General features: G+C 39.0%; 10 protein-coding genes. 9 read left to right on the top strand and 1 reads right to left on the bottom strand.

Annotated elements, in window-relative coordinates; translation table 11 throughout:
- Positions 1 to 429, bottom strand: coding sequence for a PepSY-like domain-containing protein (locus B4N43_RS14625; RefSeq protein ID WP_286735428.1), 429 nt, complete (start codon positions 427 to 429; stop codon positions 1 to 3).
- Positions 430 to 785: 356 nt separating this feature from the next.
- Between B4N43_RS14625 and B4N43_RS14620 the strand changes: the two genes are divergently transcribed.
- The 9 genes from B4N43_RS14620 to B4N43_RS14580 all read left to right on the top strand — a co-directional run bounded on the left by B4N43_RS14620 (position 786) and on the right by B4N43_RS14580 (position 12,816).
- Entirely contained in the window at positions 786 to 1,865 is a 1,080-nt protein-coding gene (locus B4N43_RS14620) for a fatty acid desaturase (RefSeq protein ID WP_232475586.1), read from the top strand.
- Positions 1,866 to 2,003: 138 nt separating this feature from the next.
- Positions 2,004 to 2,567: an RNA polymerase sigma-70 factor gene (locus B4N43_RS14615; RefSeq protein ID WP_232475587.1), complete on the top strand. Its 564-nt coding sequence runs from the start codon at positions 2,004 to 2,006 to the stop codon at positions 2,565 to 2,567.
- Positions 2,568 to 2,588: 21 nt separating this feature from the next.
- A complete protein-coding gene (locus B4N43_RS14610; RefSeq protein ID WP_145330494.1) occupies positions 2,589 to 3,188 on the top strand; it encodes a hypothetical protein in 600 nt (199 codons plus the stop codon).
- A 9-nt stretch (positions 3,189 to 3,197) separates the two neighbouring features.
- Entirely contained in the window at positions 3,198 to 4,400 is a 1,203-nt protein-coding gene (locus B4N43_RS14605; protein WP_286735427.1) for a hypothetical protein, read from the top strand.
- A gap of 132 nt (positions 4,401 to 4,532) precedes the next feature.
- Positions 4,533 to 6,956, top strand: coding sequence for a TonB-dependent receptor (locus B4N43_RS14600; RefSeq protein ID WP_286735426.1), 2,424 nt, complete (start codon positions 4,533 to 4,535; stop codon positions 6,954 to 6,956).
- Between the two features lie 23 nt (positions 6,957 to 6,979).
- Entirely contained in the window at positions 6,980 to 8,203 is a 1,224-nt protein-coding gene (locus B4N43_RS14595) for a DUF4374 domain-containing protein (protein WP_182330930.1), read from the top strand.
- 120 nt (positions 8,204 to 8,323) lie between these two features.
- On the top strand, positions 8,324 to 9,022 hold the full coding sequence (locus tag B4N43_RS14590; RefSeq protein ID WP_286735425.1) for a DUF4198 domain-containing protein: 699 nt from the start codon (positions 8,324 to 8,326) through the stop codon (positions 9,020 to 9,022).
- A 7-nt stretch (positions 9,023 to 9,029) separates the two neighbouring features.
- On the top strand, positions 9,030 to 10,385 hold the full coding sequence (locus B4N43_RS14585; protein ID WP_286735424.1) for a PepSY-associated TM helix domain-containing protein: 1,356 nt from the start codon (positions 9,030 to 9,032) through the stop codon (positions 10,383 to 10,385).
- Between the two features lie 73 nt (positions 10,386 to 10,458).
- Positions 10,459 to 12,816: an outer membrane beta-barrel family protein gene (locus tag B4N43_RS14580; RefSeq protein ID WP_286735423.1), complete on the top strand. Its 2,358-nt coding sequence runs from the start codon at positions 10,459 to 10,461 to the stop codon at positions 12,814 to 12,816.
- The last annotated feature ends 118 nt before the right edge of the window (positions 12,817 to 12,934 follow it).

The raw sequence follows: 12,934 nt of genomic DNA, 5'->3' as shown, positions 1-12,934 counted from the left end.
CTAATCCCTAACCTCCTTTATAAATTTACCCTTATCATCAAAAATTAAGTCCCTACCATCGACTTCAGCCTCATAGCTAGCATTATTTCTAGCATCAGTAATTTTGGCTGCTTCTTTGATATTTTTATGTGGATAGTTTTTGATTACATAAGCTTTAGCGTCTGCAGGAAGCTCTCCGACGGGAATTCCAACCTCGGTTTCAATAATATGTCCTGCGGCATTTATAAGGACGGAATAATTAATTTTTCCATCCTTAAATCCAGCTTCATAATTTCCCTTTTCTTTTTCCCATTTTACAGACTTTACATTAGGGTATTTCTGTTGAAACGCCAGCTTAATTACTGATGGAACTTTCTTTTCTGAGACTTCTTGAGCTTTGACCAATGATACGCTTACCATCAGAGCCAAAATAAAAATTAATCTTTTCATGTTCTTTTTATTAATGATTTCATAAAATTCAAAAACAATTTAGAAGAAATTTAGAACTCAATACCAACCAGGATGATGGAAATTGTGGAGCTCATGAATAGCTATCATCTTCGGAGATTACTCGGTGCTTGTTCGGAACTTCTTCGGAACTTCTTCGGTGCTTCTTCGGTTGGGAGCGAATAAATAGCGACTAAGCTCCGAGGAAAAAACGTCGATTGTATGAGTAAATATCGAAAACTATATAAGGTTAAACTTACCGCGTATGGGATTCGCTTTCCTTACAGTATTTTATTTTTTCAAATAGCCTGATACATCTTAAGGATATGTTAAACTTTTCGTATTAACACTTTTTAACGATGTTAAATGGTAGCTTTAGCAAATATTATAATTTACATCAACCACAAATGCCCTTTTTAGACCATGTTCTGCAAGTTCCTACCTACGGATGGAAAGACAACGATGGAAACCTCGTAAAGCCAAGCAAAAAAGAAATTTTCAGCGAATTCTTCAAACGCCTCAATATTTTTAAAGATAAAAGAAATTGGTTACCCTTTTTTAGCTGGCTAAAAGTAGCTTGCCTCATCCCCTTTTTTATCATCTTTTTGGTGTACCACTTCAGTTGGTGGACTGTCTTGGCAGCATTTGTCTACAGTATGATCGTTATGGGGACTCATGGTACGATATGGCACCATCGATTTGCAACACATGGCGCATTTAAATTCCGGAACGGATTCTGGCGTTTTTTCACACAGAATCTGACTATTAATGTAATTCCAGAAGAAATATATGTGATTTCACATCATGTTCATCACGCAAAATCTGACACCCCTGGTGACCCTTATAATGCACAAGCTGGCTTTCTATACTGTTTTTTAGCCGATGTAAATCATCAGCCTATTGCTAAGGACCTTACGGAAAATTCATATAACCGTGTTAAATTACTGATGCGACATACAGGTGTAACCGCCAATAGTTATGCACAATATCGAAAATGGGGGTCGTACGTAAATCCTTCCCATGCTATCGGATCCTGGATACTAAACTGGGCTTTTTGGTATGCCATTTTCTATTTGATCGGTGGCCACGCGCTTGCCTGTACACTCTTTGGTGCGGCCGGTTTCTGGGCAATCGGTGTACGGACATTCAACTATGAAGGCCATGCAAAAGGTGAAGACAAGCAACGTGAAGGTATTGATTTCAATGAGAAAGACAAATCGATAAATCAGTTATGGCCCGGCATTGTAGCGGGTGAATGGCACAACAACCATCATTTATATCCTAAGAGTGCACGGAGTGGTTTTAAGCCTTATCAGATTGACCTCGCTTGGTGTTATATCAAAATGATGTATAAACTCGGCGCAGTCAGTAGTTATCGGGATGACAAGAAAAGATTTGACGAACAATATCGTATCCCCTACCTAAAATCTAAGGAATAATCAATCGCTCCTATTATAGTTTTAACCTGTTACCGGCTTCAGCTGGATAGCACGAGAACAACTAAGTCAACGTAGCGCGATAGTAGATTACTGCATTTTATTTGGAACAAGTCTAAATAGAGTGTATATTTGGGTGCTTTGAAAACCTCCGTACGTAAAATAGAGATCAACAAACAACAATTTGAAGAGTTCTTTCAACTGTATTGGAAGAGAATGTTTTCATTTGCGCTTAAAAGTGTAGACAATGAAGATGATGCAAAAGAAATTGTTCAAGATGTCTTCAAATCTCTGTGGGAAAGAAGATATCAGCTAGAACTTCAGGATGCGGAGCGTTATCTATTGCGTTCGGTAAAATTAAAATCGCTAGAATTTCTTCGGAATAAAGGAAATAAAGAAAGACATCATGAGCTGATCTTAAATAGCAAAGCAACATCTTACGAAGACAATTATATTTATTACAAAGAACTCAAAAATCACTTGGATCAAGCTGTTGATTCTTTACCCAAACAATGCAAAAATGTCTATAAACTGAGTCGCGACGAAGGGTTAACTAACAAAGAGATTGCAACAAATCTACTTATTTCAGAGCGAGCAGTCGAATATCATATCAGTAAAGCATTGTCAGTTATCAAAATAAGACTTAAAAAGTATTGCAATATCAATATTGCGAGATTCCTATTAATTACTTTTTTGTACTTTTGAATATACGTGGATTATCAAAAGATGGAAATCAACCAAGAAATACTTAAAAAATATGCTTCAGGTGAATGCTCTGAAGCTGAAAAGCATGCGGTTGAAAAATGGTTGGATAATAATTCATGGGATAGTATTGCGGAAAATAACCATGTCGATGAACTAGTTGGATCTGACATGTGGAATAAAATTAATGCCGATGTATATCGATATAGAAAATTCCATTGGGCCAAAATTACTGCCGCCGCCGCAGTTCTTGTAATCGGTTTTTCTGTTTTCTATCTATCTCCCCCTGCTCTGGATAATCATACCTTTACCAATACATCAATTGAGAATAGCAAGCTCTTTACCGAAGATCATTATGATTTACAGTTAAGTAAAAATAGCACGGCCAATATTGATTTGGTCAATAAAAAACTAACCTTCAGCGGAGACTTTATGATCACACCTAAACGGGACTTTGAGCTTGTGGATAGCAACCATAATGTTCTTGTATTTAAGGCCGGGCGAGAATACTTTGTTTCTGATTCTCCGGATTTTGGTAAAATCGTTGCTTTTCAAAAAAGTGATTTGGCATTCCTCCCGTCCAATATGCAGATTAAAATTAGAGAACAATTTCAAAGCATTTAATAGGCAAACATGAAGCGATTAGTATTGTTGTCTTTCCTTGCAACTTTTATTTTTTCTTGTAAACAAATTTCCAACAAAAACATAGATCCTGATTTTGTTTTTTGTCTGTTCAACAAAGATGAAAGCCCAACCAGTTTGTTTTTCTCCGAAAGTTTGGAGGATACCCGACAACCGACTTTACAAATTCCTTTGTCCAGCTCACGAATTCAGGAACGGGAATATATCTATAAAAATGGCTTCTTTTATCGGTTGTCAAGCCAAACCAGTGTATTTACAAAACACCGATTACAGGGGTCGTCCTTGGTCCTTATTGACAGTATACAATTAAAAAATCGCGACTTTGAAACCATCACCTGGAAGGATGACAACAATTTAATTGCGCTATGTCGAGAGGATCTTATTGCAAAAAAAGCCCAGGCTCGACTCTATCAGATTAATGTTGCAGAGATGAAAATTATTAAGGAAGATACCATCACACTTCCCTTTGCAACAAAAGAATATAACGCACTACACCTCGGGCTTGTTGATATTGAAAACAATAACCTTTGGCTGGCTTATTCCTTCTTCAAATCACGCGGGAAATATGGACATACCACATCTGATACGACCTATTACGCCACAATAAACTATCCTAGCTTTACATTGCAACAAATTCAGAAAGAAACTCGTTCGACCTATCCCGGTGGCTTCAACATCATACAATCCTATAGTTTTAAAGACGAATTAGGGGACTATTATTTCATGACCAATCCTGGCATAGCGCTGGGCAATAATTTAAGGCTTCCAACAGCAATTTTTAGAAAGAAGAAAGGGCAGCAGCTCGTCGATCAGCACTTTATGATCAATATTTCCAAGGCAATTGGTAATCATGCATACGGGATCTGGTATGTGGGCAACGGAAAGGCGATTGTTCGCAATGAACAGAAGAATTTATACACCGATTTTTCCAATTATCACGCAGTTTATCAGTTCGAATATAGACTGGTGGATTTAAAATCTGGTTCCATCGAAAGAATTCCGCTCCCATTGGATAAAGGTACCCAAAAAGAGAATGTCTGGAGTGACAAAAAGGATGTTTATATAGCGATAGATGATGCAAATGATGAGCATCGTGTATGGAAGTATAATTTGCAGACAAAAGAAATCTCCAAGGGGATCCAACTCCCCAATAGTACAAACTTTATTGTACGCATGGATTATTTGAAAAAATAATCTATAGTTCTTCAAAAAAAACAAAGCTCATAATCAACTATTTGCATATTTTTCAAAAAAAATAGCTGAAATCAACATTCGGTAAGTGATCGGTATAGGCAACTCTCTTGTATATACTTAATCTAAATAAAAATGTTGAAGTCAACATCTACTTTTTTACTCTTATTAATTTTTACCGTATTTACACAGGCCCAGACCTCCCAAAAGAACGTTATTTCAGGTTTTGTCAAAGATAATTTTGGAAGACCAATCTCAGGTGCAACAATACTTCTAAAAGATCAGGTCAATGGTACCTCATCCGATGTAGATGGATATTATAAGCTACATACGAATATCCCGAACAAGGCCATCATACGTGTCACTGCGGTGGGATATAACTACGAAGAGCGACCTCTAAACGGAAAAAATATTCAGGACTTTCAACTTATCGAGGATCGCAATTATATCGACGAGGTAACCGTAACAGCACATAGGAAAACTGAAAATGAGCAGAAAGTAGCGGAAATAAAGCGATCGGGCTTTAATGTCAGTGTCATTGACATGAATAAACATGCCAACGAAGCTGCCAATTTAACACAGGTTTTAAAGCGCGCCACAGGAGTTACTATTCGTGAAGATGGTGGATTAGGCTCCAACTTTGTATTCCGTATCAACGGGCTCGATGCAAAAATCTATATTGACGGTGTTCCCATGGAAAACTTTGGGTCATCGATGTCCTTAAATAATATTCCTGTCAATCTGATTGATCGGGTCGAAGTTTACAAAGGTGTTGTTCCTGCTTTTTTGGGTTCCGATGCGCTCGGGGGTGCTGTCAATATTATTACAAAGCGCCGAGCAAGACCTTATCTGGATCTGAGTTATTCCTACGGCTCGTTCAATACTCATCAAGCGGCCGTCGTGGGCACATTTACCAATCCCAAAAACAAACTTTCCTTCCGGATGAATGCATTTTACAATCATTCCGACAATGATTATAACATGTATACTAACGAAAAGTACAACGTTCTTATCGAGAACACCGTCGACAACAAGTATGTCACCATCCCCAAAGCCAAGCGTTTTAACGATGCTTACACTTCAGCCATGGGACAATTGGAGGTCGGTTTTCGCGATGTATCCTGGGCTGATCAGTTCTATGCAGGTCTGACCTATTCACAAAATCACAAAGAAAACCAGCTTGGTGCCTCACTTAGCAAAGTGTTTGGCGGAGCATGGTCTGAAAGTAAATATCTGATGCCAACCCTGAGCTACAAAAAAAGCAATTTTCTGGTCAATCGCCTATACGCAGATATTTTTACAAGCTATAGCTACGATACCCGCTACGTGCGGGATACAGCTATGTACAATTACGATTGGTCCGGAAACTGGATCTCGAATTACAATGCCACAACCCCGAATCCCCAAAAAGATACAAAGTATAATTTGTCAAATTATCTCGCGCGCGTAAATCTAAACTATGACTTTGATGAAGCGCGTAATCAGAGTTTAAATTTCAATTACAATTTCAATAGCAACGATCAGAAACAATATGAACTGATTGGCAATTATGACCGGTCTGGTTTGCCATCCTACTTGGGCCGACATATTTTGGGTTTGTCATGGCAAAACCAATGGTTTGACAAGCGCCTATCAAATGTTTTAGCCGTAAAATATTACCGCATGAATGCCTCAAAAGATATTGACGAACGCACCTTTGATGCAAACAACAATTTGATCAGCGGTGGGATAATCAGTCAAAAAAAGCAAGGGAATTACTACAGCATGAGTTTAGCCTCACGGTATAGGATAACCAAGGATGGCGGTTGGAAACTATCTTATGAAAGAGCATACAACTTACCTTCTATGACGGCTCTTTATGGTGACGGTATCAATACAACATCCAACTGGGATTTAAAGCCCGAACGGAGTGACAATATCAACACTGGGTTTTACTACAATACGTATATTAATCAAAATCACTTTCTGAATGTCGATTTAACAGGTTTCTATCGCTTGGCAGATAACTATATAACCAGCCGTGCGGTCATGCAGAATGGAAATGCCTATTTTCAAAGCTATAACGAACCTGGAGTAAAGCTCTACGGCTTTGAGGCCGAAGTCAAATATGGCTTTAAAGATCTTTTAGCAGTTACCCTGAATGGTTCTTACGATAAAGCTACTTACAACAAAAAATACACAGACGATTCAGACAATAAACAAATTAGCCTCACTTATGGCAAACAACTCATTAATCGCCCTTGGATCTATGGAAACGCTGATATAAGCCTGATCCAGAATAACTGGTTTCAGCAAGGAAGCAGAGTGCAACTCTCCTACTTATATCAATACACGCACTGGTTTTATCTGACAGAATCATACTTGGGATCACTTGAATCCAAAGATCTCATCCCTTCCCAAAATATCCATTCTGCGGTACTTAGTTACGCTTGGGACCGGAACAAATACAATGTATCCTTTGAGGCTAGAAATTTAACAGATGAACGAGCATACGACAATTTTCGACTGCAACGACCTGGACGTGCATTCTACGTCAAGCTGAGATTATCCATTATGTAAAAAACAAATAAATATATATTTTTATGAAAATCAATAAATTCGCCATCGCAATATTTGCTGCGACTGTGTTATTTTCTTCCTGCAAGAAATCACCTGACACCACTTCACCTGATGAAACTACACCGACTTCAAATAGCTTATATAGTGTATGGGTGACGACCGCAGCGGGTTCATCTTACCTGCTTACCGCAGATAATTTAATGAAAGATACCCTGCTCACTCCGAACAACAATCAAGGAATCGATATTACCTCTCACCTACCAGCAGCATTCTATGCCATTTACGCTTATGCCTATGAAGGTAAATATTACCTGTCAAATGATGGAACAAGATTTAGTCAATTTGAAGTAGTCAATAGTAAATCTTGGAAAGAAACGAACAATTACGCTTTCCCCGGAAATTTCTATCTGGGAAAAGTCCTAAAAGATATCAGCACAAAAGATGAAATGGTCATGACTAAAACAGCTGGTACGACCAATAAAGTGAAAAATGTACTGGAACAACCGATTTATTTTATGAACATCAACAATATGACAATCAATAAAACAATTGGTATAGAAATTCCAATGATCACTTTTAATCCCAAAACTCCGGAAGGAAAAGATCATAATCCATATATCGTACCGACGAGCTTCACACAAAGAGGCGACAAATTATTTGTCGGACACAAATACAGAAGCAATGAAACTCGTAAAGATATCATAGACACGGCCTACATGTATGTGTGTGATTATCCGAGTTTAGCGAATGGGAAAATTATAAAAGATGGCAGAGGAGGCTTTGCTGCGGGACACTGGGAAGTACAGACACTTACTTTTACAGATGATAACAATGATCTATATATCGTAACCAAAAAGACGGATGCTGCTACCTATGGTTTACTGCGTATCAAGGCAGGCCAGACTACGTTCGATCCAGATTATTTCTTCGACTTGAAAGACTATAACGTTTTCAGCAACAACATTTCACAAGTTCAAAAACTAGGCGATGGCAAGGTTTACATCAGTCCATTTGTGGTCGATCCGGCAAATAAGAAGATTGTTGCAGATCTTCGGATTTTAGTTGGTGGTGGAGAATCTAAAACAACGATGAACTTTATGGAAAATGGAAAATTGTACGATGTATTCAAGACAGATGAGTCTAAATGGTATGTGTATGAATACGATCCAGCAAAAAATTCGGTAAAACGCGGTGCCGAGATCGATCCAGGAATTACACAGGTTTATCACTTGAACAAGCTTAAATAAAACGCCACTAAGTTTAGGAAATACCTAGTCGATGACACCTTCAAAACTCGAGTACTCGATGATGAAACGTGTAAAATCGAATCTAGGTATTTCTAAAACATAACTCCTAGTTTAAATCAAATGAAAACAATACTCATTAACCTCTTCACATTTTTTATTGTGCTGTCAGCTTCGGCACATGCTGTCTTTATTGAAACTTCGCTGAAAGGAACCAAAGGAAAGCTCCATACGGTAAAAATCGTTTATGGTGAACCCGATGAACATGAACTTATCTCAAAATGGTGGTGGTATAAAGATGGTACGCAGATTACGTTGACATTGATCAAACCTGATGGAAGCACAGCCGCCTTGATAACAACTGCTCAAGAAGATCACTTATTGGCCTCATTCACCCCTGACCAAGAGGGCGTATACCACATTACCCTAAAAAAAGATACAGATCGCAAAGAAGGAGCCAAAACACAGTATCAGATCAATGCGATAGCGACAATCCAAGTCGGAAATTCCACTATTGGAAATACAGCAACCCATATCGAAAATGAATTGTTTGTCTTTACGAACAATATAGTTTCCAAAAATAAAAAAGAGCTGTCGTTGACTTTATTCGAAAAAGGTAAACCTGCAGCAAATACAGCTGTTCAGATCATTGCACCCAGCGGATGGATTAAATGGCTGCAGACAAATGACCAGGGTATAATCAAATTCACGCCAGAATGGACTGGTAAATACTTTGCGGAAGTATCGAAAAGGGAAAAAGTTACAGGACAAGACTTTGAAGAGTATAGCCGCGCAAGCTCTATGAGTTTTGCCGTAAACTAATGTGGACATGGCTGTAAGAAAGAAGAAAAATAATTCGCTGTTCAGGCAGATCAATAATTGGTTGCACCTTTGGCTGGGATTAATTTCAGGTAGTATTGTATTTGTGATCTGCCTGATGGCCTGCCTTTGGGTTTTTAACCATGAGATTATCGATCTTGTTATCCCGAAAAAAGAAAGGCAATATATCCTTGCTTCCAGCCAGTCCTTGATTTCGCCCTCAAGGATCGTCGGAATAGCAGACTCACTCTATCCTAATGCTGTAGTAAGGGGCATCACCTATACCCGGGATCACCCCATTTCCTTTACCCTCAAAAAAAAGGAGCAAGAGGACAAAGGCAAAGAAGCTAGTTCAAAAGCAAACGCGCAGGTGCATCTATTACACCCATATACAGGCCAATACCTAGGTTTGCAAACAGAAGACAATTCCAAGGAAGCGCAGTTAAGAGAAAAATTGAACAGCTTTTTTGCATGGACGCTGAGTGGACACCGTTTTCTGTGGCTTCCCAGAGAAATTGGACGCCCCATTGTAAACTATGCAACCTTGGTCTTTAGTATTACTTTAATCACAGGATTGATCTGGTGGTATCCCAAAAAATGGACAAAATCAACTCGGGAAAAAAGCTTTCGGATCAAATGGAAAGCTGGTTGGAAAAGAATTAATTTGGATCTGCATAATGTGGTTGGCTTTTATTCTTTTATTTTGATTCTATTATTGGCCATAACTGGAATGTATTATGGTATCGAGTGGTTTAACAGAGCCTTGTATTGGTCCACAAACTGGGGAACGCCGCTAGCCGAAAGAACTTCTGTTCAATCCGATTCTACAAAAATTGGTCAAATAACCCTTTTTTCGACAGCTTTTGATCGCGAGATTGAGACGATTTTAACCCAATATAAAGATCCACACTACTTGACAATCACCTATCCAGACAAGGAAAAAAAGGATGCTACGATTTCGGTCTATATTCGCAATGACATGGATCGACAGTATAACAATCGCTATTATTCATTCGATCAGTATACCGGGGCATTTCTACCCAATAACATTTCCTTGTTCAACAAGGATTTTGAAGAATTAAGTGCAGGTGAAAAATTCAGAAGACTCAATTACGATATTCATGTAGGGTCAATTTGGGGATTCCCGACAAAAGTGCTGGCATTTGTACTCACCTTTATTGCAGGTACACTTCCTATTACAGGCTTTATTATATGGTACAATCGCAAATGGGGAAAGAAAAAAGGCCGCAATAAATTGGGCAGGGAATCGCATACCGGGGAAGAAATGGACGTATCAAATACGAACATACAAACAACAATACGAAAACCACCGATTCGTTTCCGTCCAAAATCCACAAACCTTTAGGTTTTCGAATCACTACTATTTAATTTATGCTTAAACCGGTTCTTTCTCGAAGAGGACAAGGGACACGATTATTATGACGAAATCTACATTATTATCTATATTACTTTCAGGCGCTGCCACTGGACTTGTCGCGCAAACAAAGTTATCTGGAAAAATATTTGACAAAGACGGGCATCCAATCAAAGGTGCCACAGCCAGTCTTTTACACTTGGCTGATTCTTCCCTGATCATGCAGGCAGATGCAGCTAAGGATGGCTCATTTCTACTGCATACGCCTAAAAATGGAAATTATCTTATACGCTATAGTTCAATCGGCTACACAACAGTACATAGTCGAGCATACCAGTTAGCTGGAACCGAACACACAGCGCCCCCCATTTTTTTACAACCAGTTGAACATCGGATGGAAACCGTACATGTTATTGGAAAGCAAGCTAGTGTACGTCAGTATGCCGATAAAATGGTAGTTGATGTCGAAGGAAGTGTATTAGCTGAAGGCAACAATGTCCTCGAATTATTGGAGAAAACACCGGGTCTTGTTTCGGATGGGAAAGGAAATTTTTCAATTCAGGGTCGCGCAGGTGCTAACGTACGCATTAATGGCCGTGATATGTATGTTTCCGGTGAACAGCTTGCCAGTATTTTACGCGGACTGCAAGCATCCGAAGTATCGAAATTGGAACTGATCAGTAATCCTTCGGCACGTGAAGATGCCGCGGGAACTGCCGGCATAATTAATATTGTGACCAAGCGAAATGCAAAGGCCGGCTTTGGGGGCGATGCCTTTATCCGAGCTGGACAGGGCCGACAATTTTATGGTGGTTTGGGCGGTGGATTACACTACAAGATGAATGGGCTAGATATGTACTTGCAGGGAAATAAGAGCTATGATCGGAGTAATAGTCATAATCTTACAGAAAGAAGTTTTTTTAACCAGGGTAATTTAACCTCTTTTCAGAGACAACACGAACGTAAGAAATTAGATGATGCCAGTTTTCATAGTGTTCGTGCTGGGGCAAAATATGAATTTTCGGACGGCGGAATTTTGGATGGAAGTGTACATTGGATGACGGGCAATTATAAACCCTATGCATCTATCGAGATGGATACCTGGGATTATCCAGCCAATATTCAGACAGCGCATGCAATCAGTAACAACCGTTTTGACGAGTCGTTTAAAAACTGGACATTTAATATCAATTATATTAATAAATACGAAGGAGAAGATCACTTTTTAAAATTCAACTTTGACTTTGCTCCACACGGAAACGACTATAATAACCGGTTTGAAACCGATCAGTTTAATTTGCAAACAAACACGAAATCTTCAACAGGGAGGACCAATGTTCAGGATCTGAGCAATACGACCTATTCCGGAAGGCTTGACTACAGTAAACCGTTAACAGATTCAAGCAAAATTGAGCTCGGCTGGAAAGGAACGTATTTCTTTATCAACAACGATGTCATAAATACACTACTGGATAACGGCAAATGGATACAGGACAATGCAACCTCAAACCGCTTTCAATACACGCAGCATATCGAAGCGTTGTATGCCATCTACTCTGGCAAATACAAACGAATAGAATATCAGGCTGGCCTGCGGGGAGAATATACATTTATAAACGCCAATCAGGTCACGTTGAACAAAAAAAATGACCAGCGCTATTTTGATCTGTTTCCAAGTGGATCATTGTTATATCATCTAAATGAGAAAAATACGTTGAGAACATCCTTTAGCAGCCGTATCGAAAGACCGGGTGATCATGACATCAACGTATTTCGAATTTACGAAGATGCCTATAGCTACAATGAGGGAAATCCTGACTTGAAACCCGAAAAAAGTTATATTACGGAAATCGGTCATGGCTATAGGAACAAATTGTTCACCACATTAGGTATTTCATACGGACGTGACATGATCAACTGGATTATCCGCCAAGGCGATAAAGTTGGTGAAAACTTGTCGAAACCAGAGAACATCGGGCGCTATATGAACTATAGCGCAAGTGTAATGTATAACCAAACGTTACGAACATGGTGGACAGCAAGCCACTATGTAAATGCATTTTACAACAACTATTCCGGAGAAATTGGAAATGTAAACCTAGATTCTAAAGGCTCAAGCTGGACAGCGAACAGCCGGCATACGCTACAATTTAAATATGGATTTCGCAGCGAAATTGCATTTTATTATCGATCGGGAATTACTACAGGACCTTCCCGAACGGATAAAAGGTATGGTATAGATGTCGCCGCGGAGAAAAAAATGTTTGGAGATCGCGGCATGATAAAACTGACCGCAAATGGCCTGCTCAGAAATGCGAACCCGCAGTTGGTTAGTGAATATGGAGATCTTAAGGTATTTTATACTGACTTTCCGGACAACAGGAAAGTCTTATTGTCACTGAGCTACCGATTTGGAGACTAAACAAGGTGGGACTGCAATTTTGTCATATTAACTGAACTGGCATAAAAAATGTAATACTATAGATTCATAATTTAGGTTTATAATTGGTTAGTTAAAACGCTTGAATTTCCCCGATTCA

The organism is Sphingobacterium sp. UBA1897, assembly GCF_002337775.1.
In the GTDB taxonomy this organism is placed as follows: Bacteria; Bacteroidota; Bacteroidia; order Sphingobacteriales; family Sphingobacteriaceae; genus Sphingobacterium; species Sphingobacterium siyangense.
The sequence above is the reverse complement of the archived record's forward strand: the minus strand, read 5'-3'. Positions and strand labels throughout refer to the sequence as shown.